Origin of the sequence: Curvibacter delicatus NBRC 14919 (assembly GCF_001592265.1) — a bacterium.
GTDB lineage: Bacteria > Pseudomonadota > Gammaproteobacteria > Burkholderiales > Burkholderiaceae_C > Hylemonella > Hylemonella delicata.
Window position 1 is genome coordinate 42,472 of record NZ_BCWP01000019.1, and the last position, 17,478, is coordinate 59,949.

The following is a 17,478-nucleotide window of genomic DNA, read 5'->3' on the forward strand; positions in this document are numbered from 1 at the left end:
ACGTGATTACAGATGGTGAATACCTACTTTCCTGCGCGCAATTCACGGCGCAGGATCTTGCCAACATTGGATTTGGGCAGTTCGTCGCGGAACTCGATGTATTTAGGGTGTTTGTAGCCGGTCAGATTCTGGGCGCAATACTTGGCGACATCCTCTTCGCTCAGGGTCGGGTCACTGCGCACGACATACACCTTGATGGCTTCACCCTGTTTGGCATCGGGGACGCCGATGACCGCGCACTCGAGCACACCATCGCACAACGAAATGACGTTTTCCAGTTCGCTGGGGAAGACGTTGAAACCACTGACCAGTATCATGTCTTTCTTGCGGTCGACGATCTTGGTGTAGCCCTGTGCGTCCATGATGCCGATGTCGCCGGTGCGCATGAAACCATCGGCCGTGAAGGCATTGGCCGTCTCGGTTGGCTGGCGGTAATAGCCCGTCATCACGTTAGGACCGCGAATGCAGATCTCGCCGGAGTCACCCACAGGGAGGGAGTTGCCGGCGTCATCCTTGATCGCGATTTCGACCCCAGGCAAGGGCAGACCAATGCTGCCGCTGAAGCGGTCGGTCGTCACCGGGTTGTTCGTGCCAATGGCGCAGGTCTCGCTCATGCCCCAGCCCTCCACCATCGCGCAGCCGGTGACTTCGCGCCAGTGTTTGGCCGTTCCTTCGGAGGCTGCCATGCCGCCGGCCTGCGAGATGCAAAGGTGAGAGAAGTCGACTGTGCGGAGTTGCGGGTGCTGGAGCAAGGCGTTGAAGAGGGTGTTGACAGCGGGCAGCATGTGGAACGGCCGGCGCTTCAGGGTGTCAATGAACTTGCCGATGTCGCGCGGGTTGGGAATCAGCGTCATGTGCGAGCCCCAGCGGATGGCCAGGAAACACAGCGTGAGCGCGAAGATGTGGTACAGCGGCAACGCGGCGATGCTGTTGGTCGAGCGGACATCCCCGACGCGTTGGAGGGCCGGCGTGAACCAGGCTTCGGCCTGCAGGATGGCCGCCACGATGTTGCGATGGGTGAGCACGGCGCCTTTGCTCAGACCGGTGGTGCCGCCGGTGTACTGCAGGAAAGCGACCGAGTCCAGCGAACTGGCGGCAGGCTTGAGCGTCAGGTGCGACCCTTCCGCCAAGGCCTTGCGAAAGGACGTGACAGTACGCCCTTCGGACAGCGGCAGGCGGAAGGCGGGCACCATCTTGGCGAGATGCCGAACGGCAAACGTGATCCAGCGGCCGTACCAGGGGCCGAGCAGGTCGCCCATGGCCGCAATCACGACATGCTTCACATGCGTGTTGTCGATCACTTCTTCCAGCGTGTGGGCAAAGTTCTCCAGTACCACGATGGCCGTGGCGCCGGAATCCCGCAACTGGTGTTCCAGTTCGCGCGCGGTGTACAAGGGGTTGACGTTGACGCAGGTGTAGCCGGCACGCAGGATGGCCGCCATGGTGACGGCAAACTGCGGGATATTGGGCAGCATGATGGCGACACGCGCATCGGGTTCGAGTCCCAGCCGTTGCAGCCAAGCGCCGAGCGCAGCGGACAACTCGTCCAACTGGCGGTAGGACATCCAGCGCTCCATGCAGACGGAAAACGGGCGGTCGGCATTTTTCCGGAATGACTCTTCAAGCAACTGGCTGAGAGAGCTGTATTGGCTGGGGTCGACGTCGTGGGGGACCCCCGCGGGGTAATGTTCAAGCCAGAATTTATCCATCAGGTACTCCATATGCGGCTATTTGAGCGCAGCTGGCGGCGGTCGACCACCGGGCTTGTCCTAGGTTGCGGGCAGAAACTGTCACGCAGGCGTCAACCGTGCGCGGGACGATGCCCATCTTGGCGATTTGCGCAAATGCCCTTACATTCACCCCTATGGCTGACCCGCTGGAACCTCCTTCTTCCTCGATAAAACAACGCAATCAATTGGATTTGCCTTTTCGCGAGGAGAACAGTTCACGTCTGGCGCCCTGGGTCGCCAGCATCCGCAAGCTGGGCCCCGGGCATCGCGAGCGGATCGCCAAGCATCTGTTGGCCCTTGAAGGACACGATCGTTACCTGCGCTTTGGTTATGCCGCCACCGACGAGCAGATCCGCCGCTACGTCGAGGGCCTGGACTTCGAGCGCGATGACATCTTCGGCATCTACAACCGCCGGCTGGAGCTCATCGCCATGGCGCACCTGGCGCATTCGGTCGACCGCAATTTCGATGCGTGTGGTGAATTTGGCGTGTCGGTGTCGAAATCGGCGCGCGGGCGCGGCTACGGCGGCAAGCTGTTCGACCGGGCCGTGATGCATGCGCGCAACGAAGGCGTGCACCTGATGTTCATCCACGCCCTGACCGAAAACACGGCCATGCTGAAGATTGCACGCAAGGCCGGCGCCACCGTGGAGCGGGATGGCTCGGAGAGCGAAGCCTACCTGCGGCTACCGCCGGCCACCTTTGACAGCCGCGTTACCGAGCTGCTGGAGGAGCAGATTGCCCAGACCGACTACCGCTTGAAACGCCAGGCCAAGCAGTTCTGGGATTTCCTGGCCAGCTTGCAGGAAGTCCGGCGCGGCGTGCGCGATGCGCGCCACAAGACCTCGTCCTGAGCGCGGTGCCGCGCTGTCATGGGGCGGTCTTGCCGATCCGCTATCCTTAGGGGGTCGCAACTACCGCATGTCCTGCACATTCCTCTGTGTCAGACCCACATCCTGCGCGGCTTCCTGACAAGGAAGACAAGCGCACCTTTCTGCAGAAGCTGGTCGAGTTCATCCATCCCGGGCCGGACTCCACCGCCGAGCTGATCGAAACCCTGGCCGAGGCGGAAGGCAACAACGTCATCGGCGCCGAGTCCCGCGTCATGCTGGAAGGCGTGATCCGCATGGCCGACATGACGGCCGGCGATGTCATGGTGCCGGCCACGCGCATGGACCTGATCGACATCGATGCGCCCTACGACGAGTTGCTGCGCGTGGTCATCAGCACGGCGCACTCGCGTTTTCCTGTTTTCGAAGGCGACCACGAGAACATCATCGGCATTCTCATGGCGAAGGATCTGCTCAAGCTGCAGCGCGCGCCGGAGTTCAACATCCGGGCCCTGCTGCGGCCGGCGGCCTTTGTGCCGGAAAGCAAGGGCCTGAATGATCTGCTGCGCGAATTCCGCGGCAACCGCAATCACCTCGCCATGGTTGTCGACGAGTTCGGCCGTACCGCCGGCCTCATCACCATCGAGGATGTGCTGGAGCAGATCGTGGGTGAGATCGAAGACGAATTCGACATTGCCGGGGACGAAGGTGACATCTTTGGCCTGGCCGATCGTACCTACCGTGTCAGTGGCGACACGCCGGTCGAGCGCGTGAACGACGCCTTCAACGTCACGCTGACAGGGGGTGACCCGGACGCCGCGTTCGACACCATTGGCGGGCTGATCGCGCACGAGATGGGCCACGTGCCCAAACGCGGCGAGCAGCATGTGATGGCCGGCCTGCAGTTTGTCGTGCTCCATACCAAGGGTGGTGCCGTGAAGTGGTTCAAGGTGTCGCCCGCCCCCGAGACCGGTCTTGAAGGCTGAAGGCCGCAGCCCTCTGGTCTGGTCCCTGTGTCTGAGCCTGCTGGCCGGTCTGGCGCAGGCTGTGTCCATTGCCACCCCCTGGACCGGTCAGCCGCTGTGGTGGCTGCAATGGCTTTCGCTGGGCGTGCTGGCCTGGCAACTGGCGCGCGGTGTGCCTTGGCGGCGTGCTGCCCTGCTGGGTGGGCTGTTCGCCTGTGCCTGGCTGAGTGGCACCTTCTGGTGGATGTTCATTTCCATGCACACCTACGGCGGCTTGCCGGCTGCGCTGGCCGCGCTGGCGGTGCTGGCCCTGGCCGCGGTGCTGGCGTTGTACTACGCTGCTGCCTGTGCCTTGTTTGTGCGTCTGGCTCCCGTCCATCATGCGCAACGCGCTATGCTTTTTGCAGCGCTGTGGCTGCTGGCCGAGCTTGCGCGCGGTCGCTGGTTCACCGGCTTCGGCTGGGGCGGCGGCGGTTACGCCCATGTGGACGGCCCCCTGGCCGGCTATGCGCCCTGGCTGGGGGTCTATGGCATCAGCGCGGTCGCGGCCTGGTTGGCCATGACGCTGTCGCAGATCCGGACCTGCGGGGCATGGCAGCGGGGCGCGGTGCTGCTCGTGCTGGTTCTGCCTTGGGCCTACCAGATGGGCGGCCCCGTGACCTCCACCTCTGCGGGGCGGCTGCAGGTGGCGCTGCTGCAAGGCGACATTCCACAGGACGAGAAATTCCAGCCCGGCAGCGGTGTGCCCACCGCCCTGCGCTGGTACGGCGAGCAACTGGGGGCCAGCCGCGCACCGCTGGTGGTGGCGCCCGAAACGGCCCTGCCGCTGCTGCCGCAGCAACTGCCGGACGGCTATTGGGACGCGCTCACGAAACGCTTTGCCAGCGGCGAGCAGGCCGCGCTCATCGGCATGCCCTGGGGCAGTTTCAGCGCGGGCTACACCAATGCGGCCGTCGGCTTCAAGCCGGGCCAGTCCAGCCCGTGGCGCTATGACAAGCACCACCTGGTGCCGTTCGGCGAGTTCATCCCGACCGGCTTCAAATGGTTCACCGCCATGATGAACATCCCCTTGGGCGACTTCTCCCGTGGCAGCCTCGGCCAGCCTTCCTTTGAATGGCAGGGCCAGCGTCTGGCGCCCAACATCTGCTACGAAGACCTGTTCGGCGAAGAACTCGGCGCGCGTTTTGCCGACCCGGCTGCCGCGCCGACGGTGTTCGTCAACCTGAGCAACATCGCCTGGTTCGGCAACACGGTGGCCATCGACCAGCACCTGCATATCTCGCGCATGCGCACGCTGGAGTTCGCGCGCCCCTTTGTGCGCGCCACCAACACCGGGGCAACGGCCATCATCGACCACCAGGGCCGCGTGACGGCTATGCTGCCGCGCCATACCCGCGGTGTACTCAGTGGTGAAATCGAGGGCCGCCAGGGCCTCACACCCTATGCCTGGTGGGTGTCGCGCTTCGGCCTGTGGCCCTTGTGGGGGATGGCGCTGCTTGTGCCGGGGTTGGTGTTGCGTCGGGTGCTATCAAAAGAATAGCTGCCGGCGCATGTCTGACAAGGTCTGAAGCCCTTATTTCCTTGAAATCCCCGTTGAGGGCCGTGCCTCCGTTGACGCGTGCCCTGTGTCAGAAGCGAAACGCCAATGGCGCCGGTGTCCGATCCGGCACCCGCCGTCAGGAAGCCCCGTAAAATCAAGGGTTTACGCGGGAAATCCGCTTTACCAGCAACCGGTCGCGCGCCTCCGGCAAGCCAGTCTTGTTGTCTCGTGCGATCCAGCTCACAGCCATGTTGACCTTCCAACAAATCATTCTGAAATTGCAGTCCTACTGGGATGCCCAGGGCTGCGCCCTGTTGCAGCCCTATGACATGGAGGTCGGCGCCGGCACCTCGCACACCGCGACCTTCCTGCGCGCCATCGGCCCCGAGCCGTGGAAGGCTGCCTACGTGCAGCCCAGCCGCCGCCCGAAGGACGGCCGCTACGGCGAGAACCCGAACCGCCTGCAGCACTACTACCAGTTCCAGGTGGTCCTGAAGCCGGCCCCCAGCAACATCTTGGAGCTGTACCTCGGCTCGCTGGAAGCACTGGGCTTCGACCTGAAGAAGAACGACATCCGTTTCGTGGAAGACGACTGGGAAAACCCGACGCTGGGCGCCTGGGGCCTGGGCTGGGAAGTCTGGCTCAACGGCATGGAGGTGACGCAGTTCACCTACTTCCAGCAAGTGGGCGGCATCGACTGCAAGCCGATCACCGGCGAGATCACCTACGGTCTGGAGCGCCTGGCCATGTACCTGCAGGGCGTGGACAACGTCTACAACCTCAAGTGGACCGACACCATGAGCTACGGTGATGTCTACCTGCAGAACGAAAAAGAGCAGTCGGCCTACAACTTCGAGCACAGCGATGCCGACTTCCTGTTCACTGCCTTCAGCGCGCACGAGAAGCAGGCCAAGTACCTGATGGAGCAGCAGCTCGCGCTGCCGGCCTATGAGCAGGTGCTCAAAGCCGCGCACACCTTCAACCTGCTGGATGCCCGTGGTGCGATTTCCGTTACCGAGCGTGCCGCCTACATCGGCCGCATCCGCAACCTGGCGCGCGCCGTGGCGCAGAGCTACTACGAGAGCCGTGAGCGTCTGGGCTTCCCCATGGCGCCGCGCGAGTGGGTGGAGCAGATGACACCCTTGACGAAGAAGGCAGCCTGAAGGCCGGGAAAGAACACGATGACCACCAAGAATCTTCTCGTTGAACTGTTTGTCGAAGAGCTGCCGCCGAAGGCACTCAAGAAGCTGGGCGATGCCTTTGCCGGCACGCTGGCCGATCAACTCAAGGCGCTGGGCCTGGCCGGTGCCGACTCCGTCGTCACCGCCTACGCCTCGCCGCGCCGTCTGGCCGCGCACGTCACGCACGTCTGGCTCAAGGCCGCCGACAAGGCGGTGCAGCAAAAGCTCATGCCGGTGACGGTGGGGCTGGATGCGAGTGGCAACGCCACGCCCGCGCTGCTGAAAAAACTACAGGCCCTCGGTGCAGACGTCTCCAACCCGGCCGCCGCCGTGGCTGCCCTCAAGCGCGCGCCCGACGGCAAGGCCGAAGCGCTGTTCTACGACAGCCTGGTCACCGGCGCTACGCTCGACACCGGCCTGCAAAAAGCGCTGGAAGAGGCCATTGCCAAGCTGCCGATTCCGAAGGTCATGAGCTACCAGCTCGAGACCGATTGCGAACTGCCGGGCTGGAGCAGCGTCAACTTCGTGCGCCCTGCGCACGGTCTGGTGGCGCTGCATGGCAGCACCGTGGTGCCGGTCAAGGCGCTGGGCCTCACCGCCGGCAACAGCACGCAAGGCCACCGCTTCGAGGCCAAGGTCGCTAAGGTTGTCATCAAGGACGCCGACAGTTATGCCGCCACGCTGCAGCAGGATGGTGCGGTGATCGCCTCCTTCGCCGAGCGCCGTGCCGAGATCGCGCGCCAACTGGCGGCTGCCGCGGCCCAGGTCGGCAACGGGGTCCGCCCGATTGAAGACGATGCGCTGCTCGATGAAGTGACCGCGCTGGTCGAGCGCCCCAATGTGCTGGTGTGTGAGTTCGAGAAGCAGTTCCTCGACGTGCCGCAGGAATGCCTGATCCTCACGATGAAGGCCAACCAGAAGTACTTCCCGTTGCTGGATGCAACCGGCAAGCTGACCCACCAGTTCCTGGTGGTCAGCAACATCAGCCCGAGCGATGCCAGCGCGGTGATTGGCGGCAACGAACGCGTGGTGCGCCCGCGCCTGGCGGACGCCAAGTTCTTCTTCGACCAGGACCGCAAGAAGACGCTCGAATCGCGCGTCGAGGGACTGGGCAAGGTGGTTTATCACAACAAGCTGGGCACGCAAGGTGAGCGTGTGGAGCGTGTGCGCGCGATTGCGCGCGCCATCGCGCAGCAACTGGGCGGGGAAGCGCTGGCCAAGGCCGCCGATACTGCGGCCCGTCTGGCCAAAACTGACCTGCTGACTGACATGGTGGGCGAATTCCCCGAGCTGCAAGGCATCATGGGCGGGTATTACGCCCGTCATGACGGGCTGGGTGATGAGGTGGCGAATGCCATCGAAGACCACTACAAACCGCGTTTTGCCGGCGACGATCTGCCGCGCAACAACGTGGGGCTGGTGGTGGCGCTGGCCGACAAACTGGAAACGCTGGTCGGCATGTTTGGCATCGGCAACCTGCCGACCGGCGACAAGGACCCGTTCGCGCTGCGCCGCCATGCTCTGGGCGTGATCCGGATGCTGGCCGAGAAGGATTTGCCGCTCGACCTCAACGCCCTGCTCGCTGGTGCCGTGCCGGCTTTTGGCGACAAGATCAACGATGCCACGCCGGCCCTGGCCGAATTCATCTACGACCGCCTGGCCGGTTCCCTGCGCGAGCAGGGCTACAGCGCGCAGGAAGTCGAAGCCGTGCTGGCGCTGCAGCCGCAGCGTCTGGGCGATGTGACCAAGCGTCTGGCCGCCGTGCGCGCCTTTGCCGCGCTGCCGGAAGCCGCTGCACTGGCGGCCGCCAACAAGCGCATCAGCAACATCCTGAAGAAGGCCGGCGACGTCGATGCCCATGTCAGCGACGTGCTGCTCAAGGAGCAGGCTGAGAAGGACTTGTACGCCGCGCTCAAGAGCGTGGTGCCGCAAGCCAACGCCCAGTTCGAGGCCGGCGACTACACTGCATCCCTGCAGACGCTGGCTGCACTGCGCGCGCCGGTCGACGCCTTCTTTGACGACGTGATGGTCAACGCCGAAGAGCTGGACCTGCGCCTGAACCGCCAGGGCCTGCTGAAAAGCCTGCACGACGCCATGAACCGCGTGGCCGACCTGTCCCGCTTGGCGGCCTGACGTGCACACGGCGCAGACGATGAAGCTCGTCATCCTCGATCGCGACGGCACCATCAACGAAGACAGCCTCGAGTACATCAAGTCCGAGGCCGAGTGGAAGCCGCTGCCTGGTGCGCTGGAGGCGATTGCCCGTCTGAACCACGCCGGCTGGCATGTGGTGGTGGCCTCCAACCAGTCGGGGCTGGGGCGCGGCCTGTTTGACGTGGCGGCACTCAACGCCATGCACGCCAAGATGCACAAGCTGCTGGCCACCGCCGGCGGCCGCATCGAGGCCATCTTCTACTGCCCGCATGCACCCGACCAGGCCTGCCGCTGCCGCAAGCCGCAGCCAGGCCTGTTCGAACAGATCGGCGAGCGCTATGGCATTGACCTCAAGGGTGTGCCCACGGTGGGCGATACGGCGCGTGACCTGATCGCCGGCGCCAGTGTCGGCTGCGAGCCGCACCTGGTGCTGACCGGCAAGGGCGAGGCCCTGCGCGGCCAGCCGCTGCCCGACAACTTCCCGCCCGGCACGCGCGTGCACGAGAACCTGCTGGCCTTTGCCGACCATCTGGTGCGACGCGACAGCGTTGCCTGAAGAAACACCACACCCATGCCTTTGATTCGTTCCATTCTTCATGCGCTGTGGATGCTGGTCACGGTGATTCCGTGGGGCATCATCATGGTGGTGGCCTCCATCCGCGTGCGCGGCAACCCGCTGTACTGGATGGCCGTGCGCTGGCTGGGGTGGGCCATCGACGGTGCGCGCGTCATCCTCGGCATCCAGGTGCGCGTGAGCGGCATGGAGAACCTGCCGGTCGGCGAGACCAGCCCGGCCATCCTGCTGGTCAAGCACCAGTCCACCTTTGAAACCTTCTACATGCCGACGCTGATGCCGCACCCGCTGGCCTATGTGTTCAAGAAGGAGCTGCTGTACGTACCCTTCTTCGGCTGGGCCATGGGGCGGTTGGACATGATCCACATCGATCGTTCGCAGGGCTCCAAAGCTTTTGCCAAGGTGGTGGCGCAAGGCAAGGAACTGCTGGCGCGTGGCGTCTGGATCATCATGTTCCCCGAGGGCACGCGCATTGCGCGCGGCCAAACCGGCACCTACAAGACTGGCGGCACCCGGCTGGCGGTGGCCACCGGCGCACCGGTGATTCCGGTGGCCGTGACCTCGGCCAAGTGCTGGCCGCGCAAGGCCTTCATCAAGCGGCCGGGTGTGGTGGACGTCTCTATTGGCAAACCCATTCCCAGCGAGGGACGCGACCCGGCCGAGCTCATGCGCGAAGTCGAAACCTGGATCGAGGCGGAGATGCGTCGGCTCGACCCTGAAGCTTATTGATGGCATACCCCCAGGCTCCGGGCACTGCGTGTCCCTTCGCCCACCCCCTTGCAGGGGGCAACGCCAGTGGCCCGGCAGAGCCGGTTCCACGGCGTTCCTGGGTTGTTGGGTTAGCTTGTGACGCTGGGATATGCAGTTTTCGGTAGAGTCGTGGCTATGAGGTTCCTGCAGCTTGCCCTCGATCTGTTCGACAGCGCACCGGCGCCAGCGGTTGCCGTGCCGCAGGATTCCAAGCCAAATCAGCCTCTGTTGCCCGTCCTGTCTGTGCAAGCAGCTCCTGAATTGATAGCAAATGATCCGGCTGAACCGGTCGTGCCGGCGGCGCCGATTGCCAGCGTCATGACGCCGGCGCGTTTTGCGCACCCACGCGCCAACCGCGAGAGCCGCCTGTGCGAGGCGGTGGTGGCCTACGAGTTCAAGCGCGGCAAGCGCCGCACCATCGGCATGGCGGTCGGGGCCGACGGCCTGGTGGTCAGTGCGCCGCGCTGGGTGCCGCTGTACGAGGTGGAAGCCGCGCTGCAGGAAAAAGCCAGCTGGATCGTGCGCAAGCTCGACGAGGCGCGTGAACGCCAGCAGCGGCTGGAGTCGGCCCGCATCCAGTGGCAGGACGGCGTCACCTTTCCCTTTCTGGGCGAGCAGGTCATCGTGGTGCTGGACCCGCGCCATGCGTTCACCACCGTCGGGGGCAACCTCAAGTCGGCCGGGGTGGAGGTGGTGCTGCGTACCGACGCCGAGGCGCCCAACCTGACACTGGCCGGCGTGCCGCGCCTGACGCTGCACATCGGGCTGCCGCAGACGGCAACGCACGCTCAGATCCGCGATGCGGTGCAGGCCTGGCTGATGCGACAGGCGCACAGCATCTTCACGGCGCGACTGAACCACTACGCGCCGCAACTGCAGGTGCAATGGCGCAAACTGTCGCTCAGCAGTGCCGGCACCCGTTGGGGCAGCGCGCGCAGCGACGGCGCCATCCGCTTGAACTGGCGCCTGATCCATTTCCAGCAGTCGGTGATCGACTACGTGGTGGCGCATGAGCTGAGCCACCTGCGCGTGATGGACCACAGTCCGCGGTTCTGGGACACGGTGCGCTCCGTCATGCCGGATTACGAGACCCTGCGCAGCCAGCTCAAGGACGACGCCGTTCCGCGCTGGCACTGACATGAACATGGACTTCAACATCGATTCCCTGGGCAGTCTGGCGCTGGCCTTGGGGCTGGGGCTGTTGATCGGCGTTGATCGCGAGCGCCACAAAGGCCACGGGCCCACGCGTCATTTCGCCGGCATCCGCACCTTCTCCCTGGTGGCGCTGGTGGGGGCGGGGGCCCAACTGCTGGACCAGCCCTGGCTCACGGTTGTCACGGCCGCGCTGGTGGCCTCGCTGGCGGTGGTCTCGCACCTCAAGGATCGCTCCAAGGACCCTGGCGTTACCACGGAGATGGCGCTGTTCCTCACCTTTCTGCTGGGGGTCCTGACGGTGGAGCACCAGGCCGAGGCGGCCGCCGGTGGCGTGGTGGTGGCCGGCCTGTTGGCTGCACGCGAACCGCTGCAGCGCTTTTCCACGCGCACACTGTCGGAGCAGGAGTTGCGCGATGCGCTGGTGCTGGCTGGTTCGGCACTCATCATCCTGCCGCTGACACCCGACCAGCCGCTGACCTGGCTGGCGGGCGTGAACCCGCGCACGGTGTGGCTGCTGGTGGTGATGATCATGGCGGTGCAGGCCGTGGGGCATGTGGCGCTGCGCCTGTTCGGTGCCCGGCTCGGCATGCCGCTGTCGGGGCTGGTGGCGGGTTTTGTCTCCAGCACTGCCACCATTGCGGCCATGGGCGCGCGCGCGAGCAAGCACCCCGAACTGCGCAGCGCCTGCGTGGCCGGTGCCTGGTTCTCCACCGTCTCCACGGCCTTGCAGGTGATGCTGATTGCGCTGGTGCTCAATCCGGCGTCCCTGGGTGTTCTCGCGCCGGCCATGGGCAGCGCGCTGGTGATGGCACTGGTGCTGGGCCTGGTCGCCTTCCGCCGTATTGGGACCCCGGTGCAGGACAGCGATGTGAAGGGGCGTGCCTTTCATCTGGGGCAGTCCATCGGTCTGGCGCTGTTGCTGTCGGGTGTGACGGCGGTGGTGACCTGGGTGCAGGCGGCCTTCGGGACCTTGGCCACTTTTGCGGCCACCGCCCTGGCCGGTTTTGCCGACATGCACTCGGTGTCGGCCGCGGCCATCACTTTGGCGGCGCATGGCGGCACCGATACGGCCACCATGCTCACGGCGGTGTTGCTGGCCTTCTCCACCAACAGCGTGAGCAAGATCGTGGCCGCCTACGCCGCCGGCGGCGTGCGCTTCGGCTCCGTCGTGTCCATGGGTCTGCTGCTGGTGGCGCTGGCTGCCTGGCTGCCATGGGGCTGGACGCGCTGGCTGGCCTGACGTTGTGTGAACAGTCCGTGCTTATGCCTGCACGGTGATCGACGCGAAATGCAGGTGCTGCATGAATTCGCGCAGGATCAGCAAGGTGGCAGCAAACGCGGTATCGGTCGGCATGTCATCCTGCGAAGCGGGGCGGCCCAGACTGCGCGCCGTCAGCCGCTGAAAGACCTGCTCCATGGCATCCAATGGCAATTCAATCTGCGCGGCCGGTGCGAGCCCGGCCAGCCGCGCGATCTCGCGAATGGCGGCGTCCGACGTGACCAGACGCGAGCCCGGCACGATCTGCGGACGTACGCGCATCACCTCGTCCTCAACGGTTGCAATGGCGTTTTCCAGCTCGTAAGGCGAGGGCGGCGCGTGCTTGAAGAACTGCTGCGCGGTCTTCTGTGCGCCGATGTCCAGCGCCAGCGGGGTGGCCTGGGTGCTGCCCTGGCGCTGGAGCACCGTGGTCTGCTCCGCACCAATGTGCAGCACCGTCAACGAGGCGGCGGGGGTGGTTCCGGATGGCAGAGTGTGCTCCATGGCCCTGACCTCAAGCCGCCGTGGCCGGATTGCCGATGCCGGTCTTGAAGAGCGCGGCGACCAGGTCGGACTGCGTGATCATGCCGATCACACGCTGCTGCGCATCAATCACCGGCATGTGGTGCAGACCGCCGTCGGAGAAGAGCCCGACCAGATCGACCATGGGCTGCTCCGGCCGTGCCACACGCACCTTGCTGGTCATGATGTCCTCCACATAACGTGCCGTGCTCATGGCCGGCACCATGCGCGACGTCGGGGCGCTGTGGCCGATGAAGAAGTCGTGCAGCGACACAATGCCCACCAGCGTGCCATCCTCCAGCGTGACCGGCAGGGCCTTGACCTTGTGCTTGGCCAGACGGCCCCAGGCCGCGTCCAGCGAGTCACGCGGCCCGATGTGCACTACATCATGCGACATGATGTCGCGACAGGACACATCGCCCCATTTGCGGCGGCTGGCATGCAGTTGGGCCCGGGTCAGGATTTCCTCCAGGTCGTCCTTGCTGATGTCCAGTAATTCATGTTGTCCGGACAGTGCCGCATCCAGGTCGTCCTGTGTGAAGCCCAGGCGTGCACTCGGCAACGGGTCGGTCGTGCGGTGGGGGTGCGCTTGCGGGGGCGGCTGGTGCGGGTAGCGGCGCTGCATGAGGTTGTTGAACAGCAGGGCCAGCAGCAACATGAGGCAGGAGTTGGCGGCGACTGGCCAGAGGGCAAAGCCATAACCCAGCTGGTTCACGGCGGGCCCACCCAGCACCGCCGTCAGTGCCACCGCGCCGCCCGGCGGATGCAGGCAGCGCAGAGCAAACATGGCGCTGATGGCCAGGGCGCCGGCGAGGCCCGCGGCCAGGCCGTTCGGGCCCAGCCACAGGGCGCAACTCACACCAATGAGTGCCGACACCAGATTGCCGCCCACGATGGACCAGGGCTGGGCCAATGGACTGGCCGGCACGGCAAACAGCAGCACGGCAGAGGCACCCATGGGCGCAATGAACCAGGGGTTGGCACTGCCCAGGACCTGGTGGCTCAGCCATTCGGTGCCGAGCAGGCCGAGCCCGGCGCCGATACAAGCCAACCAGATTTCTCGCCGCCCAACGGTCAAAGGCGCAGGCAAAAAGGAACGAAGCCAGGAAAGAACGACAGGCACGTGGCGCACTCCAGAGCGGTGCCGATCGCACCAGGATGGCGCATTGTAGGTGCGAGGGTGTACCGGGTGCGCGTGAGGGTGTTTCTCTCGGGGCGGGGCCGCTTGCCAAAAAGAAAAGACCGCCGAAGCGGTCTTTTCTCAGGGGTGGCCAGGCTCAGTGGATGACCATCAGGGTGAACGGCGGCACGTAGGCCTGCAGTGTCACCAGCAGGCCGACCAAGCAGGCCAGTGCGATGGAGTGGAAGAACACATAACGCAGGATGTCGCCTTCGTGGTCGAACCAGCGAGTTGCCGTGGAGGCCACCACGATGGACTGGGCGTCGATCATCTTGCCCATCACGCCGCCCGAGCTGTTGGCGGCGCCCATCAGGTTGGGCGACAGGCCGAGCTGCTCGGCCGCCACTTTCTGCATGCCGCCGAACAGCACGTTGGAGGCGGTGTCGGAGCCGGTCAGTGCCACGCCCAGCCAGCCCATCAGGGTGCCGAAGAAGGGGTAGAACATGCCGGTGGCGGCGAAGGCCAGGCCCAGCGTGGTGTCCAGGCCGGAGTAGCGGGTCAGCGTGCCCAAGGCCAGCATCAGCACGATGGTCAGCAGCGAATAACGCACCAGCCACAAGGTCTTGCCGTAGGACTTGAGCAGCGCCGGAATGCCGTAGCCCATGACCAGGCCGCCGACAACGGCTGCCAGCAGAATGCCGCTGCCGGTGGCCGACAGCAGGTTGAGCACGTATTCAGCGGATTCAGCGGTCGGCTTCGGCACCACCGGCGGGATCTTCTCGATCAGCTTGTGCAGGCCGTCAATGGCGAACTTCGGTGCGAAGATGCTGTTGAGGTAGTTTTTGGTGACGGGCAGGCCCCAGAGGAACACGAAGCCGGTGAGGATGGCCCAGGGCGTCCAGGCCTTGATCACCGTGGCGCGATCATGCTTGGCCGGTGCCACAGGTGCTTGTGCCTTGCCGCCGTCCGTTTCATGGCCCTTGAGGGAGACCGAGGTCCAGATCTCAGCGGGTTTCCAGACGCGCAGGAACAACACCAGGGCACCCATGGAGCAGATGGCCGCAATCACGTCCACCAGTTCCGGGCCCATGTAGTTGGACACCAGGAACTGCGGAATGGCAAAGCTCACGCCGGTGACCAGGATGGCCGGCCAGATCTGCTTCATGCCGCGCCAGCCTGCGAAGGCCCAGATCAGCCAGAACGGCACCATCAGCGAGAAGAAGGGCAGTTGGCGACCGATCATGGCCGACACCTCGCCCACGTCATAGCCGTGCACCTTGGCCAGCGTGATGACCGGCGTGCCCAGCGCGCCGTAGGCCACGGGCGCCGTGTTGGCGATCAGGGACAGGCCGGAGGCGGCCAGCGGCGAGAAGCCCAGGCCGATCAGGATGGCTGCCGTCACCGCCACCGGTGTGCCGAAGCCGGCCGCACCTTCAAAGAAGGCACCGAAGGCAAAGGCAATCAGCAGCAGTTGCAGGCGCCGGTCTTCCGTGATGCCGGCAATCGAATCCTGCAGCACCTTGAAGCTGCCGTTTTCCTCGGTCAGCTGGTGCAGGAAGATGATGTTGAGCACGATCCAGCCGATCGGCAGCAGGCCGGTCAGACCGCCGAGAAAGGCAGCCTTGCCGGCCATTTCGGCGGGCATGCCGAAAGCAAACACGGCGATCGCCAGCGCGCTGACCAGGCCGGCGGCTGCAGCAATGTGCGCCTTGAGATGCAGGAAGCCAAGGCCGACCAGCATGACAACGACGGGCACTGCCGCCAGCAGCGTGGATAGGGCCATATTGCCCAAGGGGTCATAAACCTGTTGCCAAACCATCAAATACTCCTTGTGATGTTGTGAATTAGTCGAGTCGGTTGTGAGCCAAGGTGGCCAACGCCAGCGCCCAGGCTGGGCACGCGGTGACACGCGTGACAATGAATGTGTCGGCTAGAAGCGGGGGTGCTTCGCGTCGCTTCCCTTTGACTGTTGTGAATGGATCGCCAGGCGCCCTCAGACCGTGTGTTTGCGGGCGGGCTTGGATCGGGGTGTCGGCGCAGATCCGACGGTGGGTCGGCTTCGGACGCGAGACACCAGATTGTAGAAATCTCCCAGTACGGCGCGTGTACGTAGTTGTACATAGGCGCGCGCCGTGCCGGGCGCTCTGCCAGCTGCTGCAGCGCGCAAGGCGATTCGCGACCTGGGCTCAAGGAGCGCCCAACAAAAAGCCCGCAAGGTGCGGGCTTTTTGTTGGGTGTGACGAGGGAATTACTTCTTCGCGTCTTCTTTCTTTTCGGCTGCTTTCTCGGCCGCCTTTTCCGTCTTCTTGGCGGCGACCTTCTTCTTCACTTCAGCCTTCTTCTCAACCTTGGCGTCGGCTTTCGCTTCGACCTTGGCGGGCGCTGCAGGAGTGGCCGGCGTAGCCGGGGTGGCGGGTGCCGCAGCTTGTGCGAACGCGCCAGCAGCGAACAGACCAGCGATCAGGGAAGCGAGGATCTTGCTCATTTCAAATGCCTTTCAAAGTTCAATTTGCTGCTCCGGAAAAGCCCGGAGGCCTTACCACAACGAGCACATTGAGAACACCGTTGACGGGCGATTTGTATCGATTCGTATCCGGCGTCTCGGCTGTCATGCAGCAACGCTGGCACTGAAGCGGTAGACGCCGTGAGGGTCACGCTGCCGCTGCAGCCGGCCTTCAAACCACAGCGCATGCAGGTGCGCGATCGACTCGCCCATGGCAAAGGTGGTCTGGTGCAGATCGAGCTGGCGTTTGAACAGGATGGGCAGCACGTCGGCCGCGCTGCACGGTTTCTCGGTGCAGGCCTGCAGCACCTCGGCCAGGCGGTCGCGGTGGTGTTCATGCAATTGTTCGATGCGCCGGTGCAGACCGGTGAAGGGTTTGCCGTGCGACGGCAGCGTCAGCGTGTCGGCCGGCAGCATCTTGAACTTGTCGATGGAGTGCAGGAACAGCTGCAGCGGGTTGGCCTCGGGTTCCATGTCGAACACGCTGACATTGGTCGAGATGCGCGGCAGCATCATGTCGCCGCCAATCAACAGCTTCAGTTCGTCGCAGTAGAACGCGATGTGTTCCGGGGCATGGCCATGGCCACTGATGCAACGCCAGGTGCGGCCACCGATGGTCAGCACATCGTTCTCCATCAGGCGACGGAAGTGGCGCGGCACCGCCGGTACCAGCGTGGGGTAGTAGCTGGCGCGCTCGCGGATCTTTTCCATCGACGCCGGGTCGGTCAGGCCATGCGAGGCGAAAAACAGGGCCGAGCTGTCGCCGCCAAAGCCGTTGGTGCCGGCCGAGCCGACACGTGCCAGGTTGTAGTCGGTGGCACTGATCCACAGGCGGCAGGGATGTTCCGGCGTGCTCCAGCGTTCACACAGCCAGTAAGCCAGGCCGATGTGGTCGGGGTGCATGTGGGTCACGATGACGCGCAGCAGCGGCAGGCCTTCGAACTCGGTGCTGAAGATCTGCTCCCACTGGGTCTTGGCTTCGTCGCGGCTGATGCAGCAATCCACGACGCTCCAGCCGGCACGGCCATCGAGCTCGTCGCGCAGCAGCCAGAGGTTGATGTGGTCCAGCGCAAAGGGCAGGGCCATGCGTACCCAGCGGATGCCGGGGGCTACTTCCAGTGTCGTGCCTGGAGCCGGCAGGGTGTCGCCCAAGGGGTAGTGGAGTTGACGTTCGAGTTCGTTCATGGGGTGTGCGG

Annotated in this window: 15 protein-coding genes; 9 read left to right on the top strand and 6 right to left on the bottom strand. The window is 64.7% G+C overall.

Going from position 1 to position 17,478, the window contains the following annotated elements:
* Positions 1–23: 23 nt before the first annotated feature.
* Entirely contained in the window at positions 24–1,709 is a 1,686-nt protein-coding gene (locus CDE01S_RS10610; RefSeq protein ID WP_066706937.1) for an AMP-binding protein, read from the bottom strand.
* Positions 1,710–1,915: 206 nt separating this feature from the next.
* On the opposite strand from CDE01S_RS10610, the gene CDE01S_RS10615 reads away from it, so the two are divergent.
* The 9 genes from CDE01S_RS10615 (at position 1,916) to CDE01S_RS10655 (ending at position 12,119) form a co-directional block, all read left to right on the top strand.
* On the top strand, positions 1,916–2,584 hold the full coding sequence (locus tag CDE01S_RS10615) for a GNAT family N-acetyltransferase (protein WP_245636155.1): 669 nt from the start codon (positions 1,916–1,918) through the stop codon (positions 2,582–2,584).
* Positions 2,585–2,670: 86 nt separating this feature from the next.
* Positions 2,671–3,546: a CorC family transporter gene (locus tag CDE01S_RS10620; RefSeq protein ID WP_066706860.1), complete on the top strand. Its 876-nt coding sequence runs from the start codon at positions 2,671–2,673 to the stop codon at positions 3,544–3,546.
* Positions 3,536–5,065 carry an apolipoprotein N-acyltransferase gene (lnt, locus tag CDE01S_RS10625; protein WP_066706868.1) on the top strand — a complete coding sequence of 510 codons (1,530 nt, stop codon included), beginning with the start codon at positions 3,536–3,538 and terminating at the stop codon, positions 5,063–5,065. The genes CDE01S_RS10620 and lnt overlap by 11 nt, the downstream gene beginning before the upstream one ends.
* A gap of 248 nt (positions 5,066–5,313) precedes the next feature.
* Entirely contained in the window at positions 5,314–6,228 is a 915-nt protein-coding gene (glyQ, locus tag CDE01S_RS10630; protein WP_066706870.1) for a glycine--tRNA ligase subunit alpha, read from the top strand.
* 18 nt (positions 6,229–6,246) lie between these two features.
* Positions 6,247–8,379 carry a glycine--tRNA ligase subunit beta gene (gene glyS / locus CDE01S_RS10635; protein WP_066706873.1) on the top strand — a complete coding sequence of 711 codons (2,133 nt, stop codon included), beginning with the start codon at positions 6,247–6,249 and terminating at the stop codon, positions 8,377–8,379.
* A gap of 19 nt (positions 8,380–8,398) precedes the next feature.
* Positions 8,399–8,956: a D-glycero-beta-D-manno-heptose 1,7-bisphosphate 7-phosphatase gene (gmhB, locus tag CDE01S_RS10640; RefSeq protein WP_066706943.1), complete on the top strand. Its 558-nt coding sequence runs from the start codon at positions 8,399–8,401 to the stop codon at positions 8,954–8,956.
* A 15-nt stretch (positions 8,957–8,971) separates the two neighbouring features.
* Positions 8,972–9,703, top strand: a complete 732-nt coding sequence (locus tag CDE01S_RS10645; RefSeq protein WP_066706876.1) for a lysophospholipid acyltransferase family protein — start codon at positions 8,972–8,974, stop codon at positions 9,701–9,703.
* 156 nt (positions 9,704–9,859) lie between these two features.
* The gene (locus tag CDE01S_RS10650; protein WP_066706878.1) at positions 9,860–10,861 is read left to right on the top strand and encodes a M48 family metallopeptidase; all 1,002 of its coding nucleotides are present in this window, start codon (positions 9,860–9,862) and stop codon (positions 10,859–10,861) included.
* 7 nt (positions 10,862–10,868) lie between these two features.
* Positions 10,869–12,119 (top strand): MgtC/SapB family protein, encoded by a 1,251-nt coding sequence (locus CDE01S_RS10655; RefSeq protein WP_169802251.1) that lies wholly within the window; start codon positions 10,869–10,871, stop codon positions 12,117–12,119.
* 21 nt (positions 12,120–12,140) lie between these two features.
* Here CDE01S_RS10655 and CDE01S_RS10660 read toward each other — a convergent pair whose 3' ends face one another.
* From CDE01S_RS10660 to CDE01S_RS10680, 5 genes are all read right to left on the bottom strand, one after another.
* On the bottom strand, positions 12,141–12,641 hold the full coding sequence (locus tag CDE01S_RS10660) for a hypothetical protein (protein WP_157077104.1): 501 nt from the start codon (positions 12,639–12,641) through the stop codon (positions 12,141–12,143).
* 10 nt (positions 12,642–12,651) lie between these two features.
* A complete protein-coding gene (locus CDE01S_RS10665; protein WP_439648674.1) occupies positions 12,652–13,791 on the bottom strand; it encodes an HPP family protein in 1,140 nt (379 codons plus the stop codon).
* Positions 13,792–13,936: 145 nt separating this feature from the next.
* On the bottom strand, positions 13,937–15,598 hold the full coding sequence (locus CDE01S_RS10670) for an L-lactate permease (RefSeq protein ID WP_066706890.1): 1,662 nt from the start codon (positions 15,596–15,598) through the stop codon (positions 13,937–13,939).
* Positions 15,599–16,027: 429 nt separating this feature from the next.
* Positions 16,028–16,264 (bottom strand): hypothetical protein, encoded by a 237-nt coding sequence (locus CDE01S_RS10675; RefSeq protein ID WP_066706893.1) that lies wholly within the window; start codon positions 16,262–16,264, stop codon positions 16,028–16,030.
* Positions 16,265–16,387: 123 nt separating this feature from the next.
* Complete coding sequence (locus CDE01S_RS10680; RefSeq protein WP_066706896.1) at positions 16,388–17,467, bottom strand: MBL fold metallo-hydrolase; 1,080 nt, start codon at positions 17,465–17,467, stop codon at positions 16,388–16,390.
* Positions 17,468–17,478 lie beyond the last annotated feature (11 nt).

Coding starts and splice junctions, on each gene's coding strand:
- CDE01S_RS10655 (WP_169802251.1), top strand. CDS start 10,869: ATGGACTTCAACATCGATTCCCTGGGCAGTCTGGCGCTGGCCTTGGGG.
- CDE01S_RS10670 (WP_066706890.1), bottom strand. CDS start 15,598: ATGGTTTGGCAACAGGTTTATGACCCCTTGGGCAATATGGCCCTATCC.
- CDE01S_RS10610 (WP_066706937.1), bottom strand. CDS start 1,709: ATGGATAAATTCTGGCTTGAACATTACCCCGCGGGGGTCCCCCACGAC.
- glyS (WP_066706873.1), top strand. CDS start 6,247: ATGACCACCAAGAATCTTCTCGTTGAACTGTTTGTCGAAGAGCTGCCG.
- CDE01S_RS10645 (WP_066706876.1), top strand. CDS start 8,972: ATGCCTTTGATTCGTTCCATTCTTCATGCGCTGTGGATGCTGGTCACG.
- glyQ (WP_066706870.1), top strand. CDS start 5,314: ATGTTGACCTTCCAACAAATCATTCTGAAATTGCAGTCCTACTGGGAT.
- gmhB (WP_066706943.1), top strand. CDS start 8,399: ATGAAGCTCGTCATCCTCGATCGCGACGGCACCATCAACGAAGACAGC.
- CDE01S_RS10680 (WP_066706896.1), bottom strand. CDS start 17,467: ATGAACGAACTCGAACGTCAACTCCACTACCCCTTGGGCGACACCCTG.
- CDE01S_RS10675 (WP_066706893.1), bottom strand. CDS start 16,264: ATGAGCAAGATCCTCGCTTCCCTGATCGCTGGTCTGTTCGCTGCTGGC.
- CDE01S_RS10650 (WP_066706878.1), top strand. CDS start 9,860: ATGAGGTTCCTGCAGCTTGCCCTCGATCTGTTCGACAGCGCACCGGCG.
- CDE01S_RS10660 (WP_157077104.1), bottom strand. CDS start 12,641: ATGGAGCACACTCTGCCATCCGGAACCACCCCCGCCGCCTCGTTGACG.